Here is a 24,681-nt window from a genome sequence, read left to right on the forward strand (position 1 = left end):
TTAAATATATTTTATAAATACGATAAACTCCTGATTACCTATGCAAAACTTCGCTAACATTTTATATTACCGCAATTTCATTAATTTCTCGAATAATTCTATCTGCTAAACCATCTGCTTTTTCTTGAGATACACTTTCTGTATAAACCCTAATGATAGGTTCTGTATTGGATTTTCTCAAATGAACCCATTCGGAGTCAAAATCAATTTTCACACCATCAATTGTATTAATTTCTTCGTTTTTATAATTTACAGCAATTGTATTTAAAATTGAATCAACATTGGTTTTAGGAGTAAGTTCTATTTTATTTTTACTCATAAAATAACTAGGATAAGATTCTCGTAGCTCTTTGCAAGTTGTTTCAGAATTAGCTAAATGTGATAAGAATAAGACAACACCAACCAAAGAATCTCTGCCGTAATGAGAATTGGGATAAATAATCCCTCCATTTCCTTCTCCTCCTATAACCGCTTTTGAGTTTTTCATTTCAATAACCACGTTTACTTCTCCCACAGCGCTAGCTGTGTAGTTTCCGTTGTGTTTATTTGTAATGTCTTTTAAAGCCCTTGACGATGATAAATTAGAAACTGTATCACCTCCCTTTAATTGCCCTAGTACATAATCTGCACAAGCTACAAGAGTGTATTCCTCTCCAAACATCGAACCATCTTCACAAACAATAGCTAATCTATCAACATCTGGATCTACTACAATTCCAAAATCTGCTTTTTCTTTTACTACCAATTCTGATATATCTGTTAAATGTTCTTTTAACGGTTCTGGATTATGAGGAAAATGTCCGTTAGGATCACAGTATAGCTCAACACACTCTACATTCAATTTTTTCAATAATGCAGGAATAGCTATTCCTCCTGTGGAGTTTACAGCATCAACTACAACTTTAAAACCAGCTTCTTTTATAGCAATAACATCCACTAGTTCTAATTTCAAAACTTCTTCTATATGCCTATCTATATAGCCTTCAACTTCACTATAAGATCCTAAATCATCAACTTCAGCAAAACTAAACTCATCGTTTTCTGCTATTTCTAGAATTTTCTCTCCTTCTTCGCCATTTAAAAACTCACCTTTTCCATTCAGTAATTTTAAAGCATTCCATTGCTTCGGGTTATGACTGGCAGTAATAATAATACCACCATCAGCAGATTCCAACGGAACAGCAATTTCTACCGTAGGAGTTGTAGATAAACCAATATCTTTAACATCAATTCCTAAACCTATAAGTGTTTTACTAACTAAGCAGCTTATCATATCTCCAGAAATTCTGGCATCTCTTCCCATAACAACTGTTAAGTCCTTTTTTGAGCTTTGCTGCTTTAACCACATCCCATAGGCTGCTCCAAATTTAACAGCATCTATTGGTGTTAAATTATCATTTACCGTTCCGCCTATAGTCCCTCTTATTCCTGAAATTGATTTTATTAATGTCATTTAATTTTTTATTCTTTAATTTATTTAATGCAGTAATTATTTTTACTTGTTGAAAATAAACAACATGATTATAAATATGCTCCAATTGACTCATAATCTTCACACAAGCTATTTTGGATTTCCCTTTAACGTTAATTTTAATAACCTCCTGTTCATTTTCATTCTTATGACTTACGATACTAAACCATCCATTTGGAAAATAAACTTTTAATATTTCTGATTCGTGCTTAAGGTTTAAATCAAATTCGCCAGTAACCCAATTAACAAACCTTTCATAAACACCATTCGTTTTAATGATTTCCTCTTTTTTAAGATTGAAATAATCTGGTTTAGCATTAAAAACCTTTATATTCTTTTCTAATTTATTTTTCAATGAATCCATTAACTACGTCCAGTTTATTAATAATGCCATCTCACAAACGCTTCCATAGCGGCGTAATGCGATAAACCTAATTCATCATATAAATCTGCAGTTTCTTTATTTCTATCTTCCGCACGTTGCCAAAACTCTCTACTATCTGCCCCTTGAAATACAACACCATCCTTTTGTGATTGATGTTTAAAAATACCCTTTCTTTTTTCTAAGACTTGATCTGGCCCCATAGGCACCGCCATCTCGATTTCATCAATACCCCATTCTTGCCATGCCCCTCTGTACAACCAAACCCAACAATCTTTCATGAACTTTTTAGGTTTCAATTTTTTTACGGCTGCAAAAATAGCGTCTAAACACACTTTATGAGTTCCGTGTGGATCTGCTAAATCACCAGCAGCATAGATTTGATGCGGTTTGATTTTTTCTATCAAATCCATAGTTAATTGGATGTCTTCTTCTCCAATTGGATTTTTTTCAATAGTTCCAGTTTCATAAAAAGGAAGATTCATGAAATGAATTTGACTATCTGGTAAGCCTATAAAATGACTTGTAGCCCGTGCTTCTCCTTTTCTTATCAACCCTTTTATATACCTCACTTCCGCAGTATCTATCTCACTAGATTTTTTGGCCTTAAGAAAGGTAGATGCTTTTTCGTAAATAGTATTAGCATCCTTACTTTCTATTCCAAATTTGTCATTGTAATCGCAAACAAAACTAGCAAACCTTAAAGCTTCATCATCTGCAACTGCAATGTTCCCTGAAGTTTGGTAAGCCACATGTACCTCATGCCCTTGTTCCTGTAACCTTTTAAAAGTACCACCCATACTAATAATGTCATCATCTGGATGTGGACTAAATATTACTACTCTCTTTTTAGCAGGTTCTGAACGTTCTGGTCGTTTACTATCATCAGCATTTGGTTTTCCTCCTGGCCAACCTGTAATGGTGTTTTGTAGTTTATTAAATATTTTAATATTAATATTATAAGCAGGTCCAGAATCTGCCAGTAAATCACTCATTCCGTTTTCAATATAATCGGCATCGGTTAACATTAAGATAGGTTTCTTTAAATGAAGTGCTAAACTTAATACGGCCTTTCTTATTAACTTATCTGTCCAAACAATTTTTTCAACTAACCAAGGTGTGTTTATTCTTGTTAATTTTGAAGCTGCTGCTTTATCTAAAATAAAAGTGGCGTTATTGTGCTCCTGTAAATAAGATGCTGGAACAAGACTCGTCACTCCCCCTTCTGTGGACGTTTTTATAATATTAGACTTCCCTTCTCCCCAAGCCATAAGTATGACTCTTTTTGCTTCCATTATTTTTTTGACACCTAAGGTAATGGCGGTTCTTGGTGTATTATCTAAACCACCAAAGTCACCACTTGCGGCAACTCTGGTTATATGGTCTAGCGCTACTAATCTAGTTTTTGAATTTTGTAATGATCCTGATTCATTAAACCCGATATGTCCATTCCCTCCAATTCCTAAGATTTGTAAATCTATTCCACCCAAAGCTTCTATTTTGGTTTCATAGGCATCACAATAATCGGCTATAGCTTCTTTAGTTAAAAGTCCATCAGGAACGTAATAGTTTTCAGGTAATATATCCACATGATTAAACAACTGTTCTTTCATAAATCGCACATAGCTATTTACAGAATCTGGTTCCATAGGATAATATTCATCCAAATTGAATGACACTACGTTTTTAAAACTTAAGCCTTCTTCTTTATGTAAGCGTACTAATTCTGCATACAAACCTTTAGGGGAAGACCCTGTTGCCAATCCCAATATACAAGGTTGCTTTTGTGATTGTTTCACCCTGATTAATGCTGATATTTCTTTAGCAACTGCCTTAGATGCTGTTGTTGCGTTTTCATAAACTAACGTGCCTATGTTTTCAAATCGTTTTTCGAATCCAGTTGCTTTGTCTATACTACTCTTTAACATAATGTATTATTTATTATTATGAGATTATTTTAATTTTTGGTCCAACTTTTGAATTTGTGTCCCCAAACAGCAAAAAAGAGAATCATAGCATAGCAAGGAATTAAAATCCAATAACTACTTGTTGCAGCTGTTGCCATAGCATCTGCTTCTTGCAGCCCTTTATTCAATAATTCATGCTTATTGGCATCTACTATCCTGCCATATAAAGGTGGGATAATAGCCCCTCCTGAAATAGCCATAATCAATAAGGCTGATGCTGTTTTTGTAAATTCCCCTAAGCCTTGTAGTGTTAATGGCCAAATAGCAGGCCACACCAAGGCGTTTGCTATACCTAATGCGGCTACAAATAATACCGAAGTAAATCCTGAGGTATTCAAAATACATAAACTAAATATAATTCCTAAAACGGCACTAACTTTTAAAGCTGTGGTTTGTGTAACATACTTAGGAATTAAAAACACGCCTAAAGCATAGGTGGCTACCATGGCTAATAAGGTATAGGTAGTAAAGAATTTTGCTTCTTCTCCAGTAAATCCCAATGATATGCCATAAGCTATAATAGTATCTCCGGCAATAACTTCTGCTCCAACATATACAAACAACGTCAATACACCTAGCCATAGATGTGGAAACTGAAAAATGTTTGTTTTTGTGCTTTTACCTGCTTCTGTTTCGTCTTCTGCTGCTGCTTCAACATGTGGAAGAGGTGCTTTTCTAATTAAGACTCCTAAGACGAAAAGAACAATAGCCATAACTACATATGGCACAAAAACACTATCAGCCATAGTATCTAAAAGCACATTTTTTTCTTCTAATGTAGCATTTCCCAGTTTTTCTTTAACTTGATCAATTCCAGACAATAATAACGCACCAAAAATTAATGACCCTAGTGCTCCCGCAGTTTTATTTGCAATTCCCATGATAGCTATTCGCTTAGCTCCACTCTCTATAGGGCCTAAAATGGTGATATACGGATTGGCAGCTGTTTGTAAAAGCGTCATCCCAATACCTTGAATAAATATTCCAGATAAAAAAACCCAATAGGTTCTGGCTTCTGCTGCTGGGATAAAAACCAAGGCACCTATTGCCATAATCATAAGCCCTAAAGACATCCCTTTTCTATAGCCAATTTTATTTAATATATAAGAAGCTGGCAACGCCATTAAAACAAATGAAATGTAGGATGCCGAAGCTACTAAATAAGACTGTGCATCTGTTAACTCGTTTATGGTTTTCATAAAGGGTATCAACGCCCCATTAATCCAGGTTACAAACCCGAATATAAAAAACACACCTGCTATTATAGCTATGGGGACTAGATTGGTTTTACTTGACTTTTGCATATTGTTTTAATGTTTTAATACTAATTCACTAATAATTCATTTTCATAAAACGCTATGGTTTCAATCAAAGCTTGATCAATTGTATACTGAGGTTTAAACCCTAATAGGTTAAACTTACTTGGGTTTGCTTGGGAATGTTTAATATCTCCTGCTCTTTCTTCCAAAAATTGAATTTCGGATTTAGAATTAGTTATTTCAATTATTTTTTGAGCGAGTTCCAATATAGAAGTACTATGGCCTAAAGCCACGTTATAGGTTTCATTACCTTTTTCTGAAGCCAAAATATTTGCTCTTACCACATCTTTCACATAAATAAAATCTCTAGTCTGTAAACCATCTCCATAAATAGTAATGGATTCATTTTTTAAAGCTTTGTTTATGAAAATTGGTACTGCAGCAGCATATGCCGACTTTGGGTTTTGTCGAGGACCAAAAACATTAAAGTATCTCAATGAAGCCGTTTGTAAATTATAATGATTAAAATACATTTTCAAATAATACTCACCATCTAGCTTTGTAATGGCGTAGGGCGTCATAGGTTCTGGAAACATGGTTTCAACCTTAGGTAATATTGGGTTATTACCATAATTTGCCGCAGAAGTAGACAACACAACTTTACAATTTGAGTTTTTTCTAGCGGCTTCCAAAATATTGATAGTACCTATTGTATTTATTTCAATACATTCTTTAATTTTTAAAAGTGACTCTGGGACACTAACTAAGGCAGCCAAATGGAAAACACAATCTGTATCCGTAATTATTTTATCAACGAGTTTTTTGTTTCTAATATCCTCTTCAAAGAACCTTACATTCATACCTTTTAGATTTTTCTCAAAACCTGTTCTTAGGCTATCAATTACCGTGACCTGATGCCCCGCTTGCAGAAGGTATTCTGAAATATGACTTCCTATAAATCCTGCTCCCCCTGTAACTATGTACTTTTTCATCCCTTGTAATTTTCGATTTTTGATAGTTGTTGTGATAAACTCTCCAACAGTTTAAATTGATTCTTTGCTCTATCTAAATTATGTTCAGGATATTTTATTTTGTAATAAATGTCTCCGTTTAAATAATCTGTTAGAAATCGTAAGGCCATAATGAATATCATTGTTTTGGCACCTAGTGGCAGATACTTTAATTCCAAAGGTGTTATCGATGATTTCATGTGTTTCAGAAAACCTTTCGTATATGCCTTAAAATATGTTGTATTAAACTCAACCAACTCTAAGTTTGTTTCATCTTCGGCTGCAGTATTACAAATGGTACGGATGGCATCTCCAAAATCATAATGTATAATTCCAGGCATTACGGTATCTGTATCTATAACACATATCCCCTTGTTTTTTTTACTAAAAAGAACGTTTGATATTTTAGTATCGTTATGGGTAACACGTGTTTTTATTGCACCAGACTCTTTTAATACCTGGAGAATATGCATTTCTTCTTTGGATTCTTCTATGATTTTTATATAGTCTTTTGAAACAGCCAACCTTTCTTTTGAAGCTACCTTAAGCGCTTCTTCAAATTGAGAATAACGAAAAGACATATCATGAAATTTAGGAATCACTTCAACCAGTTGATTAGCGTCAAAGTCATTTGTAAGGGACAAAAAATTCCCTATTAATTTCCCTCCTTCATAAGCAATTTCTTCATTTTTAACAGTTTCATACGTTATGCTTTTATCAATGAAGTACATTAAATTCCAATAATTCCCTTCCTTCCCTTGATAATAAGCCTTGCCGTTTTTTGTTCTTGCAAAGGCAAGCACACCACGTTCTTGTTTTTTCTTTGAAGCGCCTTCTAGTTTTTTCTGAATATGACGACTTACTGCCACCTTGTTTTCAATGAGTCCAGGTACATCTTTGAAAACACCGTGATTGATACGTTGCAAAACAAAAAATGGTTTATTAGTAGTTTCAATCAAATAAGTGTCGTTAATATGACCAGACGCCAATTCTTTACAAGATTTAAATGTTCCATTATGTTCAAATTGACCGAATACATATTCTAATTGCTCTTCTAACATATTACCAAAGGTTTTTAGGATATACTTTATTAGCTTTCAGTTGCTCTATTGCTTTTTGAACAATAGCCTTATCTTCTTTATAAGTGACTCCAAACCATTTTGCATCAGACTTCAACACCTCTACGCTTGCTTTTCCAGACTTCAATATATCATTGACAATGGATGGTAAATAAAATTCTGCTTTTAAGTTTTCCGTATTGGCCTCCAAAAAGGCTTCGAATAATTGCCCTCCAAACTCAAAACATTTAGGAGTAAACCCCCAAAAATTCATGGAGACGATAGTATTTTCATTTATAGAGATAAATTTACCATCATCGTTCTTACTCATTAACTTTCCGTCAATTTTCTCTATATGTGTGCGTTCAGTGACATCTACTAAATAGCCTTTATCATTTACTTGACATTCACCTCTAGACACGTAGCCATAATCGGATACGGTATTTTTCAACAAATAGGCCATAGTATTAAAATCATAGGAATCTTTATCTTTTCCAGACAAGGATTTAGCCATTACTTCAAATGCCTCTTTACCATAAAAATCATCTCCATTTATAATGGCGAAATTTTCTTTAACCACATCTTTGGCCATTAGGAGCGCATGACCCGTACCCCAAGGTTTAGTTCTTTCTGGGTTTATGTATTTCTCAGGGACATTTTCTAGTTCCTGATATACAAAAGCAACTTCTGCCTTACCTTCCAATTTCTTATTAAATATTTCCTTGAATTCTTTTTCAAAACTTTTTCGGATAATAAACACAAATTTTCCAAAACCAGCTTGAAGCGCATCATACAGTGAAAAATCAATAATGGTATCTCCCTCTGGAGTAAAAGAATCAATTTGTTTAAGGCCGCCATAACGACTTCCCATTCCGGCTGCTAATATTACAAGTGTTGGGTTATTTTTATTCATAGTGATATATTCCTCTTTACTTTTATAATTTTCAATTAGGTAGTAGGTTGTTTTTCTTTAGCAAAGTTCGGGTGTATGACACTAGAAAACATGCCTCATTTCCGCAAAAAAGGGTAGGTGTTTTAGTAAAAAGAGATGTCTTCTTTAGAAAGATAATCTTAGTGTAGTTTTAATTGGAACAATAAAATTATCTATTCACTTTTCCTAATAAGGATAATTTTCAAATTTCAATATTCCAAAAGATGAAGCTATGTGAAAATTTGGGGTTTCCGTCATTGGGTTTATCCAGGTTACCCAAGTAGGTTCATAATTTCCGTCTTTCCGTTTATTATATTTTGCTCTAAAAATACCCGCTTCTATCTGTCCATTTTTCAACAGGCCAAATGCGACAAGAGATTTGATACTAATTGCACCTTCTACTATAAAATGTGTTTTTTCTATTGAGGATAAAACTTCAAGATCACCCAATGGCCAGCTAAAATTGAAATCAAACTGTTTGTTTGGTCCTGCTTTAAAATCCATAATCCTAGGGGTTGGATCTATCTCCAAACAATAATATGGATTCATGTTTTTATCGGACCTAAAAAAGAGTTCTACTCTATCAGAATTATTAATACTACTTTTTGAATTATCAGTGGTGTCAATATATAAATCTGGATCATAGACCTTAAATCGAAAATACAGATTTTTAGAATCCCATAATGCCCTAAAAACTATCTTAGATATGCTATGTTTATCCCATGGAGAAACAAATTCTTCTAACACATTTGCCTTTGACCAAAGTTTACTGTTATCTTTATTCTTAAAATTTAATTGACCTTTTTTTAAAAGCTCTACACAATATACTTTTGACATATTCTCTTTTAAGATTAATACCGATACTTATTTTTAATTAACAATTAATTTGCTAGTAAAAACACGGCTTAACGAATTAATCATTAAAACATATAATCCGTTTTCCAATGTGCTAGGAAGTGCTATTGTTTGAGGAGATTGGAATGAATCTATTTTTTTTGAATACATTATTTGTCCAACACTATTAATCATATGAATTTTTGCTTCATTATTATTTAGAAGTAATGAATTAATACTAAATTTTGTCTTTACTGGATTTGGGTATATTAAAAGCGAATTGTCTTTTGGCACTTCCATTCCTAAACTTGACGTTACTTCTATAATAAAGTCTTTAATTGCTGAGTTTTCAAGCGTTCCATCAGGGCTTGGAATTCCGCAAGGAGTGTTTGGTAAGGCAGAATCTTCATAAGTCCAAGCATCTCCGGTAACAATTCTTATTTTTGAAATACCAAGTTTAGCTGTTTCTGAAACAGTTATATTGATAGTATAGGTTGGCGTTGTTCCAACGACTACTTTTTCAGGGCTAAGTGGTGGTAATTGCTCATCAATATCTTCGAAATCATTGTCTCCGTTCCAATCAATCCAGACTATTGAACGAGACCATCCATTAGAGTTTGTTACTGAAAGATTAAAACTTTGAGCTTGAGATATGGTTATTTTATCTTCACGGTTCACATAGTTATTTGATCCTCTAGAGCCTGCATAGTCAATATTTGTAATTCCTCCTTCAGTAAGTACTTTATTAGCGTTATAAACTCCTGTACCTGTTACAGGACAATATGGATCTAAGACTTCTAAATCAAAATCAGCAGTTCCTGTTTTATCATTTGTACCACATGCTACAGGTTCTGATTCTGATGCATCTCTAACTTGAATTCTTATTCTTTTTACTCCTTGATACGCTGTAATAGGAACAGTTATTGGAATATTATATGTTAAGCTATTACTGCACGATCCCATAACCCCTGCGTTAAAAATTTCTTCTTCCAAATCATCAAAATCATTATCATTATTCCAATCTATCCAAACTTTTGTTCTTGCACAATTTGATGCATTTGAATTTACTAAACTTAGAGTAAAATTATCTTCAGGATGTACATTAATAGTTGATAACGTATGGTGTTCATAACCAAAACTTGGATATTGACTAGCAGAAAAATTTAAATTATTATTACCTCCTGAACTAGTTAATGACTTTACGTAATAGTTTGTATCTGAAACTCCATTTACTTTACAATAAGTAAACGTTCCTTGAACAATATCTTGAATTACTTTTTGGCTTTGAATGATAAGCTGTTTAGCTCCTGAACCACTAGTTTTATCAAAATTAGCTATTATCGTATTCAATCCATTTAACACTTCTTGATCGTATGGATTAGAGGAAGCTTCTAAGTTGGCTTTCAAAATTTTAAGTTTTTCAAAATCTTGAATACCCTCCCTTAGCATCTCAAATCGAATACTTGATAATACTTCTGACGGATAATTATTTGAGGCTCTATATACCATAGAAAAATCTCCTGCTGTATGTGAACCATCCCTAGCATCAAAAGGATCACTTTTTGTCCAATTATCAAAAGCCCAGCGTAAATAGCCGTCGTAATTTTCATTAAATGCGTGCCAACCCATCCAAGTCATTTCTGCAGGGCTATTTTCAGGAGTTATATAATTATTGGGTTGAGTCTGTGTGCAACTCGTATAAAAAGTTGATATTTTGTTTTCTGAAATTCCATCATTTGAAGCGGATTCTAAAATACCTGATAAATCATAAAAATTTGCTTTTGTAGCATTGGATAACCCATGTGAATATGCAATTCCTAATTTCCAATTAGGATTATTACTATGCACCACTGTTTCTACATCATTTAATTTACTTTCAGAAACTTCATCTAAATAAAGTATAGCTTTATCAAACCACCCTTTGTTATCTAAGTGTATTTTAAAAGCTGTTAAAAAATCATCCCATCTTAAACTATAAGTATTTGAATTTAATGGAGCGTTTAAATTTATTGTTGTTCCAGTTGTTTCATCCCAGTAAGAAATTGTTTCTTCATTCCAACCAACAGGAGAAAAACAATCAATTTGTTCGGTAATGCCCCAGGACATTAATGAGGTTACATACTGATCAAATACTGTAAAGTCATATTCCCATGTACCGTCTGTTTTTTTTATCCACTCTACCATAGACTCAGCACCCAATGCACCATCTTTTATATATGTGGTAATTGCTTTTTGTCCTCCATCGGCTAACAATCTATATACAGGTTCAAACAAAGCAAAATGTTCATTAGACCAAATAATTATTTGACTATCTAGATTAGACGCATTATAATGTTCTAAAATTCTGATAGGAAATTGCCATATGTCTAAATGAAAATTCCAATTGGCAACAGTAGGCAATGCATAATCTACAACCGTAATATTTATTGCAAAAATAAAAGGTGAAGAACCTCCGTTTACTGTAATGGTTCCTGAATAATTTCCTGGAATTGTTGAGCTGGGAACATCAATAGTTAACCATAGTTTTATGGGGTCTGAAGATGTCATTGTTGTTAATTCATCACTAGAAAGTGCGTCTGCGATTTCCACAAAAGTGGGGTGCGTTGGATATTGTGAACAACTTCTAGCCTCAGGATCCCCTTTTACATACCTTCCAAAACGAAGTCGAATATTTGAAGCTGCTATTTGATTTAGATCACTAGATAAGTCACTAATAGAATAACTAATACTATTAACATCTGTATCACTCCACAGAACTATTTGCTTATTGATACGTTCTCCTTTCCATGCTACCACATCCCATACCTGTGCCGGGGTTCCTGTAAAGCTTTCATTTTTTATATACCTCTTAAATTTTGATTCAAAAGAACCGTTGATAGTTTGGCTCGTGGCACTAAAGCCTATCAAAGCAACAACTATACTTACTAAAATATTTTTCATAAAATCTAGAATAACTATAAAACTAAACAACATTTCTTATTAATTATATATTGATTCTTTCTAGTATCAGGGAAAATGATGAAAGTAGTAAGAAATGTAATTTCATTTTTTTGTTGGTTTTCTTATATTTAATATTAGTCAATTTTGACTACTTCAACATAAATCTTATCTTTTGATTTTATCCTAATCAAATAAAAATCAGGCTGTAAATTTGATAGATCTATTATTCCTCCAGCGACAGGGGAATCATATTTTTGGAGTAAAATACGCTTCCCTGAATACGTTAAAACCTCTACTTCTGTAAATACAGTTTTAATATTTAAAACAATTTGATGAAAGTCTTCATAATATTGAATATTAAATCTTTCAGTTTCAGGTTTATCTTCTAACTCAATATTCAAATTACCTAAAGACAAATCTTTTAATAACGCTTGTCCTCTTGCGACTAAAGTTAACGCATGTACACCACTAGAAGCAGAAAATTCAGAAACCATATTCTTTAATAAAGTTAAGCTTACACTATCTTTATTTTTTATAAACTCCTTCTCTAAAATTTCTATCTTCTCAAAATCTTGTATTCCTTCTCGTAACATTTCTGTACGAATGCCCATTACAGGCTTCATTCCTTTTCCGTTTGAAGATCTGTAAATCATTGAAAAATCTCCTGAAGTAAATCCTCCATCACGTGTGTCAAAAGGGTCGTCTTTAGTCCAATAATCATAGGCCCATCTTAGATATCCGTTAAATCCTTCGCGCGCAGCATGCCAGGGCATCCAAGTCATCTCTGCAACATTGTTTTGAGGGGTTGTATAATTATTAGGAATTGTTTCTGTACAACTGGTATAAAAGGTATTGATTTTGTCTTTTCTACCGGTAGTATTTGCTACTCCTAAAATCCCTGAAGCATCGTATAAAAGATTCATACTATTTTGGCTTTGGACGTGACCGTAAGCTAGAGCTAATTTCCAATCGGAATCAAGATTCTGTATAAAATTAACGACTTCATCCATTTCCTCTTGTCTTAATTCATCAAGATAAAGTGCTGTTTTTTCAAACCATCCTTTTTGAATAAGGTGCTGTTTAAATGCTTTTAAAAATACAGACCAAACAGCATTGTATTCTTCACTCCACTTCTCCAATTCTAAATATTGTACTGCATTGCTATTTTTACTAAAATAAGGGAGTTTATTATTTTTACTTCCCAAAATTGAATGACAACTAATTTGTTTAGTAATCCCTAATTTTTCCATTAGTGATACATAAACATCAAAAGAATCGAAATTAAAACTCCATTTTCCGTTGGAATCTTTTATCCATTTTACCAAGGGAGGTTTACCATCATTTAACTGGGTGAAAATTACTTTTTGCCCCATATTAGAAAGAGGTTTGTAAAACCTAGCTAATAAGTTGAAGTGTTCGTCTGACCAAGGTTTTATTTTCTGCGTTTCTGAAATATTATAAAATTTCAATACTTGCAAAGGCCACTGCCATATATCAAGATGAAATTCCCAGTCTTTTACTTTTGGCAAAATCTTATCTAGTACTTGAATTTCAATTTTAAAGGTCTTTACTTCTTTTTTGTTTTCGGTAACTACAATTGTTCCTTTATAAATTCCTGAAATCAAATTTCTTGGTAATTCAATGGTTAACCATAATTTAAGTAAATCTTCTGGGTTTAATTCTGTTTGTGTTTTTTCTAACAAAGCATCAGCCACTTCTGTATAAGGCCTTTCTTCTTCAAAGCTTTCTCCTTCAACAACTGTTGTACAACTTCTAGGCGCTAAATCGCCTTTTACATAACTTGGAAATCGAAGGGATATGTTTGCTTTGTCTAAGACAATATTTTTATTTTTATCATTCTTAAACGCTTCTATTTTATATTCTAAATTTTTATGTTTTGAATTACTCCATATTACCATTTGGGTATTTATCCGTTCACCTTTCCAAGCCACCGTGCTCCAAACTTGAGTTAGTGTTCCTGAAAAATTTTCTCCTTTTTGATAACGTTTGAATTTTGACTCAATAGAGCCATTAATTACTTGAGAACCAACAGTAAAAGTAATCAGTAGACTTATCAATAATAATTTAAATGAACATTTGGAATAAACTAATTTCATTTTTTTTATTTTAATTGTTTTTTATTTATAATTTTATATTTCCATTTTAAAAATTCATTTTCCAATTCATCATGAATAGTATTATTGGCGCTTTTTAAATTTTGAGTTTCTGAAACATCTTCTTTTAAATTATATAAGAAATCGCCAATTTCTAAATTTACCATTTCATCTTTAGCATGTTGATTATTAAATGCTTTTCTTAATTTCCAATCTCCTTTTCTAACAGCAATTTCATGTCCTGTGTCCCAAAATAAAATTTCATGTTCAAGGTTTATGTCATTCCCAATTAAAATTGGACTGATATCAATTCCATCAATATGCGAAGGTATTTCGATTTCTGTTTCTTTACAGATTAAAGGTAAAATATCCATTGCACTTACAAGATTATCGAAAACTTTATCTTTAGGATATTTTGTTGGATATGAAGCTAATAACTGAACTTTGATTCCTCCTTCATATAACAAATATTTTGAACCTCTTAAAGGCTTATTATTCGCGTAAATTGGTGTAGACCCTCCATTGTCACTTATAAATATAATAAGTGTATTTTCTCTAAGCTCATTACTTTCCAGGAAATCTAATAGTTTACCAATTTCATCATCCATAAGATGCACTTGACCTAAATAATGAGCTCGTCCTTCATCATTATTTGGATACCTGCCTTTAACATACCAATTATAATACGTCTCTTTCTCTGGACTCCAATCACTCCTCCCATTTAAATTGTTTTCTATTAAATAATCTTCAGGCAATTGATGTGTGAAATTATGAGCTGCATTAAAAGCAATTTGCAAGAAAAATTTATCATCTCTATTTTTTTTAATAAACAACCTCGACTCTTCACCAATTAATTCTGTTAAATGGCCTTCAAAATCAACTTTTTTATTATTTACCCAAAGTGCACCTTGCTCAAGCGACTGACCTGATCTATTATGTTTATTTTTCACTTTCTGGAAACTAGCTTCAAATTCTTCTTTATGATTCAAATAATGCTTACGAGCTGAAGTATGCCCAAAGAAATAATCAAAACCATGATTAAGAGGAAAACTTCTATTAGTAGTATCTTTATCAAAATCACCATAATGTGTCTTTCCTATATACCCAGTATTATAACCTTTCTTTTTTAACAACTCTGGAATTGTTACAAACTTTCTATCATGTAACCCTTTTGATGAATACCAATAGGACCCTAATCGCTGTGGATAACAACCTGTAATAATACTAGCTCTTGATTGATTACATATCGGCGAATTCACATAAGCTTCTGTTAATCTGACTCCACTATTAGCAATCCTATCTATATTTGGTGTTTTAACATCATCAACACTATTTGCAACACTTAAATCAGCATACCCCAAATCATCTGCAATAATTAATATTACATTTGGTAATTGGCCTTTTTCATTTATCTTTTTAGAACAAGAAAAAAACAAGAGAAACATGAAAGTTAGTACAATATATATTAATGTTTTAGTATCCATAAAAACTTAATGATTAATTATCTCCTAATTGCTTGAATATAAATTTTTTATTTTTTGAAGGTTTATGCTCCTGTTTCATGATATTTCTAATTTTCAGAACAACATTTGGATATTGATTTGAAACGTCATTTTCTTCTTTTATATCCATTTCTAAATTGTACAATTCTATATGCATATTGCCATCAAAAATATTTTGTCTTATCCCTTTCCATTTACCCATTCTTACTGCTTGTTGTCCATTGTAACTTGAAAATTCCCAATAAAGAAATTCATGTTCCTTTTGTTTCTCACTTAATAATTCTGATTTAAAGCTTATTCCATCTATACCTTTTGGGTTATCAATCCCAACAATATCGCATATAGTAGGCAACACATCATAAAAAACAGAAATATGTTCGCTTTTAGTTTTTGATTGAATATGATTTGGCCAACTTGCAATCATTGGTACTCTAATACCTCCTTCATAGAGATATCCTTTTGTCCTACCATATTCACTTTTAAAAGGTTTGGCACTATTGAAAAACTCAGGATCTACCCCTCCGTTGTATGTAGGCCCGTTGTCACTAGAAAAAATAATAAGTGTATTCTCATAGAGCCCTAGATCTTTTAATTTTAAAATCAAATCTCCTAATTGCTCATCTAAATAACTAATCATTGCTGCATAGGTCGCTCTTGGATGTTGATTTGGAAAATAACCCCTATCTCCAATATAAGGTACTTCTTCTCCAAATATTTTTTTATATTTTTCGACATATTCGATTGGAGCTTGCAAAGGAACATGCGGTAAAGGCGAAGTGTAATACATAAAAAAAGGATGACTCTTATTCTCTTCAAGAAACTTCAAAGCTTTTTGATGTATCATTTCTGGAGCATATTCATTTTGTTGATATTTTTTATAACTTTTTGAATCATTAGGATTAGCTAAAGAGTCTAATTTAGTTCCCCAAGCGAGCACGTCATTAGCTAAAAAAACTTTCTTTTCATTTTCCCAAAGGTGTAATGGGTACAAATTATGTGCTTGTCTTTGACAATTGTATCCATAAAAATAATTGAAACCTTGCTTTGTAGGAACGCCTTCAGTTTCAGGAGCTCCTAACCCCCATTTTCCAAAAATACTTGTTTTATATCCTTGTTTCTGTAAAAGGTTTCCAATTGTAACCGTTTCCTTTGGTAAAGGTCTCTGCCCTTCTAATTTTATATTATCAGCAACTTTTTTATAATTCCAAACGTCTCCTCGTTCGCTCCACTCATCATTACCTCTAATTGGTGTATGTCCCATATGCTGGCCTGTCAACAAAACTGAACGGGCTGGTGCGCAAACAGGTGCTCCCGAATAATGATTTGTAAATAGCATTCCATTCCTTGCTAATTCATCAATATTTGGTGTCTGAATTTTTTCTTGTCCATAAATCCCAACGTCTCCATAACCCAAATCGTCTGCTAAAAAATAGATGATGTTTGGTAATTGATCTTTATCGCCATTCTTATTCGAACAAGACAAAAGCAAAAAAAAACCAAAAAACACTACTAAAAACCCCGATATTTTATCTTCATTCATATCTAAATTGTATTGAAACCCCAAATTATTCACATCTAAATGAGCTTTTACTCATTTCTGAAAATTAATATAAATAGAAGAATCCCATAAAATATGGGATTCTCTTATCTTATAAATTAGTTATTCTTGAGAACCCCAATTATTTAACAATCTTCTTAGTTAAAGAACCGCTTTCTGTATTAACATTTAATAAATAAACCCCTCTAAATAGAGCTGATACATCTATACTTTCAGATTTATTAAAAGATTTATAGTTAACTTGTTTAATCAACTTACCTGTTATACTATATAATTTAACATTTACATTTTCATTTTGCACATTCATTCTTAAATTTAATGAATTTCCTCTTAAAGGATTTGGATAAGCTGAAAATTGTAAATTTTGAGATAAATCATCAACACCCAAAGAAGCTTCTATTTGAACATTAAAATCTTTCCAAGAAGCACTTCCAAATACTCCACATGGTGATAACGGTATACCGGGCCCATCAGGATCTGCCCCACTAGTATCGTCATTATAAGCCCATGCATCTCCACTCAAAATACGCATTTTTGCAGGCCCAACTATCGCACCACTAGGTACCGCTACATCCATATCGTAAGTTTCTCCTGGATCTCCTGAATAAAACTTTTCTGCACTAAATGCTGGTAATCTTTCTCCTGCATCATCGAAATCATCATCTCCATTAAAATCTATATAAGCTATAGAACGTGACCATCCATTTCCATTAGTAATCGCTAAATTAAAGGTGGCCCCTGCTGAAATTGTTACAGTTTCTGTACTTGACAAATAATTATCCGTTCCATTAACACCTGCGTAATCAATATTAGTTGAGCCTCCTGTTGTAACTACCGCTGCAACATTATAACCTCCAGCTCCTGTTACGGTACAAGAAGGATCAGTAATTACAATATTGAAATCTTTCCATGAAGCACTTCCGAATACTCCACATGGCGACAACGGTATACCAGGCCCATCAGGATCTACCCCACTAGTATCATCATTATAAGCCCATGCATCTCCACTTAAAACACGTAATTTAGTTGAGCCGAGAGAGGCTACTCCAGGTATAGTTACATCCATATTGTAAGTTTCTCCTGGATCACCTGAATAAAATTTTTCTGCACTAAATGCTGGTAATCTTTCTCCTGCATCATCAAAATCATCATCCCCATTAAAGTCTATATAAGCTATAGAACGTGACCATCCATTTTCGTTAGTAATCGCTATGTTAATGGTTTCACCTGCTGAAACAGTAACAGTTTCTGCACTTGATAAATAATTATCAGTTCCGTTTGCTCCCGCGTAATCAATATTAGTTGTCCCTCCTGTTGTAACTACAGCTGCAACATTATAACCTCCAGCTCCTGTTGCAACACAGTGTTGTGCATTCGCATTAAAATTGAAAGTTAAAACAGCAAACATTAATACTTTAAATGTAATTTTCTTCATGATTAATTAATTTTTAAGTTGTTATATACCAAAACTAATTAATCATGAAGACTATATAGTTGGGTATTATCTCAATAATAGTGGGGTAAATTCGTTTATTAAAACTAAAAATGTAATTCTAACGATTTAGAGTATTATTTTATGGAATCCAAAATGCTTTGTTTGTTAAGAATGAGATTTCTAGCTTGAACCATATCTTCTGCTCTCTTAAATCTACCATCCTGATTTCTAGTTGCTAACTCAATGGCCTTTTGAAGAGTTTCTTCTGAAACATTTCCAGTCTCTTTAACTATTCTAAAAAGCTCGTAATCTTCTATACCTTCTTTTAATAATTCCCAACGAATTGAAGACATAGGTCCTTCTTTACCTGGATAAATCTGATAGTCATCCCCTTGTGAATGTATAAAGACTGGTTTTTTAAAGGGATCCTCCGTCCAGTTATTGAATGCCCACCGGAGATAACCGTCAGTTTTATATTTTAAGGCTAACCAAGGTATTAGTTGTCCTTCTATCGCTGGAGAATAAGTTAACGTATTTGGATGAGCAGGTTCAGCACATAAATAAAAAGTAGTATTCTTACCGCTATTTTCCCTTTCCTCAATTGTCGATAAAACTGGTACTGCTGCATTACCCTCTAATGGTTGTCCTGGAAAAAACATATAAGAAATTGAAAAATTATCAGACTTTTCTCCTACCTCTGGATGTCCTGAAATAACCGTTTTTTTCAAAAATTCGGGTAATGAATTCTCAATAATTTCACGAATTATCTTCATTTGATCTTCTGGCTTTTCATCAAATGCTAAATACGTTCTATCAAATATTTTCTTTTCTTTTAAATGTTTACTAAAATTCTTTAAGAATGCTGACCAAACCTCTTCATATAATTTATCGCTGATGTTAACTATTAAAACCTTGTTAGTTTGGTCAGACTCATCAAAATAGTGTAATTTTTGTCCTGTATGGAAAGGCGTCATAGAAAATGCATTAATTTGCCCATTAATCCCAGCCTTTGATGCTAACGCAACATACTTATCAAAAACTGAAAAATCAAACTCCCATTCATTGTTGCTATTTTTTGACCAGTTTATCATACTTCTATAACCATAAGTTATTTGAGATCTAGAATTTCCTCCCACCCAAGGTTTATGCCAAGGTTCATGTGTAATAGTTGTTGTAATATTTTTTCCTCCCCTAGAAGCATACTCTTTTAAATATTTTTCTATCATAGCCCAATGCTCTTTAGACCAATGTTCTAATTTGTAATATTCTGCAATAGCGCTAGGGTTAACCCACATATCTAAGTGAAATTTATAGTCTATTGAATCAGGAATTTGTTGATTAAGAACCGTTAATTTTAAAGGGTACGAAAACTTACCAAATTCATCAGTAGTTAAATTAATTAATCCCTCGTAAATGCCAGGTTTTGTATCTTTCGGAACTTTTATAGTAATCCAAATTGGTTGTGCCCGATATTCAGGAATATCAACTTGAGCAAGTTCAATTAAAGGATCTCCTACTATATTTGGAGTCATATTACCCGATGTGCCTTCCCCTATAATTCCTTCTAATTTTGGAGACCAAACATATTCACTTCTTGATTTTACAACAGGTAAATACTTAACATACCTAACCTGAATATTCTCTTTTCCAAATAACTTTCCATCCTCGCTTAATAGATTATCTATTTTTAAATATGTACCATGAATACTTTGCTTAGCCCCTAAAGCAATTTGCACAGAAACTTGTTCATTTAAAACCGCTGTCAACTCTAACTTTTTTCCATTGGAAATTGGATTAATTACAAAATCATTTAGAGCTTTATTATCTTTTATTTCTTTATCTGAATATTTCCTTGGGAAACGAGGAACCCTAATTAAGGAAGATGTCTCAAAATTATTAGTTGGAATCCAGACATTCAAACCTTCCATAGGAAAAGCTTCATCAACATTCATTTTCAACCATTCAGGGATTTCTGGTATATCATCTAATATACACCCAACTTTTTTACTTAAACATGAAGTAAACGCAAATAGCAAGAATAAAAAACAAACTCTTTTCAATTTAATTATCATAATTAATTCTAAATTCTCTCCAAAGAAAGGCTTAAAGAACTTATTTCAACTTACGGGTATTTGTATAAATAGGGGGGTGTTTTTAAAAATAGTGCTTAATATCTTATAAATTAATAAGACCTATCGTATATAATAGTTTTTAGAAAGTCTACAGTTAGTTGTACATAAAAATAATATAGTACAAATGTTAATTATGTTAATTATAGCATTGTTTCCATTTGACAACTATAATTAGCCGTTATGTAAAATAGCCGCTACAAAGCGCTCGATTGCTTTATAACATCAAATTGCTCTCCAGGGCCATAAGATGCTAAAAACTGAAGTATGATAAAGATTGCTAAAATGATTTTACCAGCTCCAAAAACAAATGCTTAGTTTTTTTAGCAAAGATTGAACTATATTTTCAATTCACACACAACTTTTGAGATTGATCCGAATTTTTGCTTAAACACAACAATTGTTCTTGATCCGTTGAACCATACTGCATCAATACCTAGAGACTGAATGTAATCGACTTTTTCAATAATGCCTTTGATGTCACCAATACCATCACCATCAGAGTCTTTAAAGCTCTGTGGGTAAATTTGGTAAAAAACAGCTTCTGTTAGCCAATTAGGTATAGATTCAGGTGATCCTGTTTTTTGCTGTGAAGTTGAACTCCTTAAACTAGAAGGTTTTGGTTCTAAACTTTTATTTGAATTACAAGATATAATACTGTATGTAATTAGCACTAAAAACAAGTACTGTTTTTTTAAATTTTTCATTTTTTTCTTATGCTTTATTAAAGTTGAATTTCAATCCTATTTTCTTTTGTATTTAATAATCCTAAGAATTTTTCAGTATCCAAAACAGCTCCTCCTTTTCGGTACTGATTGTCTTCATACGAAAAAGTTATATCCTTTCCATTGATACGTATTGCTTTTGGATGATACTCGTCTTCTTTTACTAAAAAATTCAAGGTTAACAGAAATCCTTTGTATTCTATAGATGCAGATAATCCATCCAATGATTTTGGAATCACTGGGTCTATAATAGTTTTTCCAAATTCGGTACGTAGTCCCAATAAATGCCAAACAATTAGTCCCATGTATATCCCAGGTCCACTTGAATAAATACGCCAACCACCTTTCAATGTAATCTTTCCTGCTTTTAATTCTTCATAGCGTTTATCAGCTTCATAACGATTTTTAAACGTTACATCAGAACTACTGTAATAACAATTGGCTTGACGTACATCTCCACAGGCAACGACTTCGTTATAAGCTATGGGGTTAGCTTGACGCAAGGCTTTTACAAAGGCTCCTGCATTACCTGTTCTGGCTTGTGTTTCGGCATAACGTAAATGTGCGTGCATGTACATAATGCCTACTTCCCGACCAAAATAAGAGCTGCTTTCTGCTCTCTGAAAAACAGTCTGGATACCTCCACTATATTTTGGTGGTCGGTTCATCAAGCGTGCACCATCAGGAGCTTTTAAGTGTTGCTCAATTAAGTTTTGGTGAAATTCAGCTTGCTCTTTGGTGAAAATACCACTGATAATACCACGAATCATCGGTAACAAACGGTACTGAATATTAGTTTTAGTGTCTGTTGGATGCAATAACAGACTGATACTATTATCTGCTTCTAATAATCCATGTCCAGCTACGATATTGTCTTTTATCAGGTGTTTGTTAAAGTCAGTTTTTATTTGAGTACATATATTTTGTAGTCGTGCTTTCTTTTCGGTGTCACCTATTAACTCATAAACAGATTGAAAAATAGAAAAGGCTTGATAATTCAGTGCTACTGTCCAACTGGAAATCAATCGTTCTGCCAATGTTTTGCTAGCAGGTTGCATAGAATCGTTCCAATCGCCTCCTCCAAAGGGTACAAAAGCGGTATTTGGAATAAAGGACGCCACCAACATATCTATCAATCGCTCAACGTGTTCTAAAAGTGGTGTTTTTTCAGCTGCTTTACGACCGTTCTCATGGTAATATGGTAATACTTCGTTTAAAAAATCTACATCCCCTGTAGCTTTAATGTAGTTTCCTAAAGCAATAATACACCAATGATGAATATCACCATGGGCATGGTCATGACGTACATCTGCATAACTATCAAACATAAACCATTGTGGCCATCCTCCATCAGGGTCTTGTTTGGAGAACATGATGCGCATAACTTCTTTGGCTTCTTCAAATTTGTGCATACACAACAACAATTCAAACGGTCCTTGGGTGGTGTCTCTTGTTCCCCAAGCTGCTCCATCAAATTGTTCTAAACCGTGCGGAGTTAATACATGTGTCATCGCATTTACGCCATACCATGGTAAAATTTCTTGAATGACAGCAATGTCTTTATTGTCGCTTTTCAGAGATAGATTTGAAGATAAATTTTCCCAATAGGCTTGTCCATCTTTAAGGTCTGATTGGTATTGTTTTTCACTGTTTTCAATCTTGGTTGTTTCAACTGTAGTAGTGACTTCTCCAATAAAACTCATGCAAAAGTTTGAAGTATTTTCTAATTCTATATTGAAAAAAGGGTCGCCCTGACTTTTGTGGTCAGGATACAATATTTCATCGCCATAGACTTTGTAATCTGAGTTATGGATATGTATTTTGAATTGCGCCTCTGGGAATTTTTTAGCGATAACACTTTCTTTGCTTGGACTGAATATATAAGTTCCTGCTGAGCTATCATCTGGTATATGCCACCCATTGTCTTCAGCACAATGATTGGTAATTAGCAATTTTACAGGAGCTCCATTTAGTACCTTAAAATCCATATAAACTTCAGGAGTCGATTTAGATGTCCAGCTTCGTACCTGAAAACAAGTATCTCCTTGCTTGTAAATCCATCGACAGTGGTTCAAACCAATTTCATAGGCTGATGGTACGCCTAAAAGATATTTTTGTCCTTCTACTTCTACAAAAATGCGCTGTCCTGTTTGCGGTTCTAAATTAAATTGACTTGAGCAAATGGACAAGAAACGGTTATAATTGGTATTGCCTTGCGTGATATGAGAGTTAAAAACACCGTACATATAAGTACTAGTGGACATCATATCTTCATCTGGGGTTATGCCCATTTTGGCTTGCATAATATGTCCGTGTGGGCGGTCTACCAAACTTTCTTTTGTGCGTAAAACAACATGGTTATTTTCTTTGTAAAAAAACGACAACACCTGTCCATTTTTTTCTTCTACATTTCGCAAATTATTTCCAAAGAAATGATACAAATCCTTATTGGTTAAATCATCAACAGGGAATAAAGGTGCAGTGTTAAAAAGATTGTTTTCTGTTATAAAGGTTTTTTCGGTATCAGGGATGTGAACTTCCGTATCAAATTCTTTTATAATTATTGGTAATAGTTCCAAATCTTTTTGAGATGTTGCTTTTGGGTGGTCTGCAATACAAGCAGCAACAAACGTACTTTTGTGTGGCGCATTAGGTTCTAAACCAAAAGGTTTTTCTTGTAAGGTAAGAATCGACAATTCTCCTGAGCATTCTCCTGCCAAAGATTCTTTCAATAAGCTTTCCGGTGTTCCTGTTTTTCTATAGGAGTTACCATACAATTGAATACCATCTGTACTTGCAGACATTGCTGAATTTTTACAAGCTATCATTAACCAAGGATTTCCTATTGTATCCATAAAATTTTGACGACAACAAATAATCGACCCATATTTTTCGTCTTCTAAAATTTGGCGTTCCACATATTGGCTCACATAATATTCATTAACGAGCTTATCAGTTATTTTTTTTAAACCTACATCTTGCACGTAAATTACATCTAGGATAATAGTGCTTTTGGTCGTGTTTTTTATGGTGATATCCCATTGCCAACTTAAACTTTTTTCCGAGAGTTGTAAGGTACAGGTATAGTCAATGCCATCCCAATTGCCTTTGGCAATAAACATATTGTTAACTATTGAAAAGTGACTGTTACTTTCTGACCCTAAAAGGGGTTTGTAGTCGTAACCATTGGTAGTTTTTTTTCTTAGGTAGATGTTAGCTCCTGACTTTGAAAATGCCGTCGCATTTTTGAGGCTTATTCGGATAGGTTTTGACTCTATATTTTGTACCAAGCCATTTTTTAAAAAATTAAATGTAAGGCCTTGTGTGTTTTTGATATTTAATTTTGTGTTAAGGGTCATTTTGATA

General features: G+C 33.1%; 16 protein-coding genes. All 16 read right to left on the reverse strand.

Translation table 11 applies throughout. The annotated features are described in order from the left end of the window. Positions 1-61: 61 nt before the first annotated feature. The 16 genes from glmM to ABD935_RS15320 all read right to left on the reverse strand — a co-directional run bounded on the left by glmM (position 62) and on the right by ABD935_RS15320 (position 24,674). Complete coding sequence (glmM, locus tag ABD935_RS15245) at positions 62-1,453, reverse strand: phosphoglucosamine mutase (RefSeq protein WP_345193502.1); 1,392 nt, start codon at positions 1,451-1,453, stop codon at positions 62-64. Next, positions 1,395-1,835, reverse strand: a complete 441-nt coding sequence (locus ABD935_RS15250) for a hypothetical protein (RefSeq protein WP_345193504.1) — start codon at positions 1,833-1,835, stop codon at positions 1,395-1,397. Before ABD935_RS15250 ends, glmM begins: the two co-directional genes overlap by 59 nt. A 17-nt stretch (positions 1,836-1,852) precedes the next feature. Next, positions 1,853-3,781: a glucosamine-6-phosphate deaminase gene (gene nagB, locus ABD935_RS15255; protein WP_345193506.1), complete on the reverse strand. Its 1,929-nt coding sequence runs from the start codon at positions 3,779-3,781 to the stop codon at positions 1,853-1,855. Between the two features lie 29 nt (positions 3,782-3,810). After that, positions 3,811-5,124 carry a sugar MFS transporter gene (locus ABD935_RS15260; protein WP_345193508.1) on the reverse strand — a complete coding sequence of 438 codons (1,314 nt, stop codon included), beginning with the start codon at positions 5,122-5,124 and terminating at the stop codon, positions 3,811-3,813. A 20-nt stretch (positions 5,125-5,144) separates the two neighbouring features. Beyond that, a complete protein-coding gene (locus tag ABD935_RS15265) occupies positions 5,145-6,071 on the reverse strand; it encodes an NAD-dependent epimerase/dehydratase family protein (RefSeq protein ID WP_345193511.1) in 927 nt (308 codons plus the stop codon). Next, positions 6,068-7,150: a phosphotransferase enzyme family protein gene (locus ABD935_RS15270; protein ID WP_345193513.1), complete on the reverse strand. Its 1,083-nt coding sequence runs from the start codon at positions 7,148-7,150 to the stop codon at positions 6,068-6,070. Before ABD935_RS15270 ends, ABD935_RS15265 begins: the two co-directional genes overlap by 4 nt. Before the next feature lies 1 nt (position 7,151). Then, positions 7,152-8,060, reverse strand: a complete 909-nt coding sequence (locus tag ABD935_RS15275; RefSeq protein WP_345193515.1) for a nucleotidyltransferase family protein — start codon at positions 8,058-8,060, stop codon at positions 7,152-7,154. Between the two features lie 204 nt (positions 8,061-8,264). Further along, entirely contained in the window at positions 8,265-8,915 is a 651-nt protein-coding gene (locus ABD935_RS15280; protein WP_345193517.1) for a sugar-binding protein, read from the reverse strand. Positions 8,916-8,948: 33 nt separating this feature from the next. Continuing rightward, on the reverse strand, positions 8,949-11,852 hold the full coding sequence (locus ABD935_RS15285; protein ID WP_345193519.1) for a DUF4091 domain-containing protein: 2,904 nt from the start codon (positions 11,850-11,852) through the stop codon (positions 8,949-8,951). Between the two features lie 134 nt (positions 11,853-11,986). Next, positions 11,987-13,969, reverse strand: coding sequence for a DUF4091 domain-containing protein (locus ABD935_RS15290; RefSeq protein WP_345193521.1), 1,983 nt, complete (start codon positions 13,967-13,969; stop codon positions 11,987-11,989). A 5-nt stretch (positions 13,970-13,974) separates the two neighbouring features. Further along, positions 13,975-15,450: a sulfatase-like hydrolase/transferase gene (locus tag ABD935_RS15295; protein WP_345193523.1), complete on the reverse strand. Its 1,476-nt coding sequence runs from the start codon at positions 15,448-15,450 to the stop codon at positions 13,975-13,977. 13 nt (positions 15,451-15,463) lie between these two features. Beyond that, complete coding sequence (locus ABD935_RS15300) at positions 15,464-17,008, reverse strand: arylsulfatase (RefSeq protein ID WP_345193526.1); 1,545 nt, start codon at positions 17,006-17,008, stop codon at positions 15,464-15,466. 139 nt (positions 17,009-17,147) lie between these two features. Beyond that, entirely contained in the window at positions 17,148-18,461 is a 1,314-nt protein-coding gene (locus ABD935_RS15305; RefSeq protein ID WP_345193527.1) for a T9SS type A sorting domain-containing protein, read from the reverse strand. A 134-nt stretch (positions 18,462-18,595) separates the two neighbouring features. Further along, on the reverse strand, positions 18,596-20,533 hold the full coding sequence (locus tag ABD935_RS15310) for a DUF4091 domain-containing protein (RefSeq protein ID WP_345193529.1): 1,938 nt from the start codon (positions 20,531-20,533) through the stop codon (positions 18,596-18,598). Between the two features lie 395 nt (positions 20,534-20,928). Next, the gene (locus tag ABD935_RS16665; protein WP_425550227.1) at positions 20,929-21,297 is read right to left on the reverse strand and encodes an alpha-amylase family glycosyl hydrolase; all 369 of its coding nucleotides are present in this window, start codon (positions 21,295-21,297) and stop codon (positions 20,929-20,931) included. Positions 21,298-21,314: 17 nt separating this feature from the next. Next, the gene (locus tag ABD935_RS15320) at positions 21,315-24,674 is read right to left on the reverse strand and encodes a GH36-type glycosyl hydrolase domain-containing protein (RefSeq protein WP_345193531.1); all 3,360 of its coding nucleotides are present in this window, start codon (positions 24,672-24,674) and stop codon (positions 21,315-21,317) included. Positions 24,675-24,681 lie beyond the last annotated feature (7 nt).

Source organism: Algibacter agarivorans, assembly GCF_039543245.1.
In the GTDB taxonomy this organism is placed as follows: domain Bacteria; phylum Bacteroidota; class Bacteroidia; order Flavobacteriales; family Flavobacteriaceae; genus Algibacter_G; species Algibacter_G agarivorans.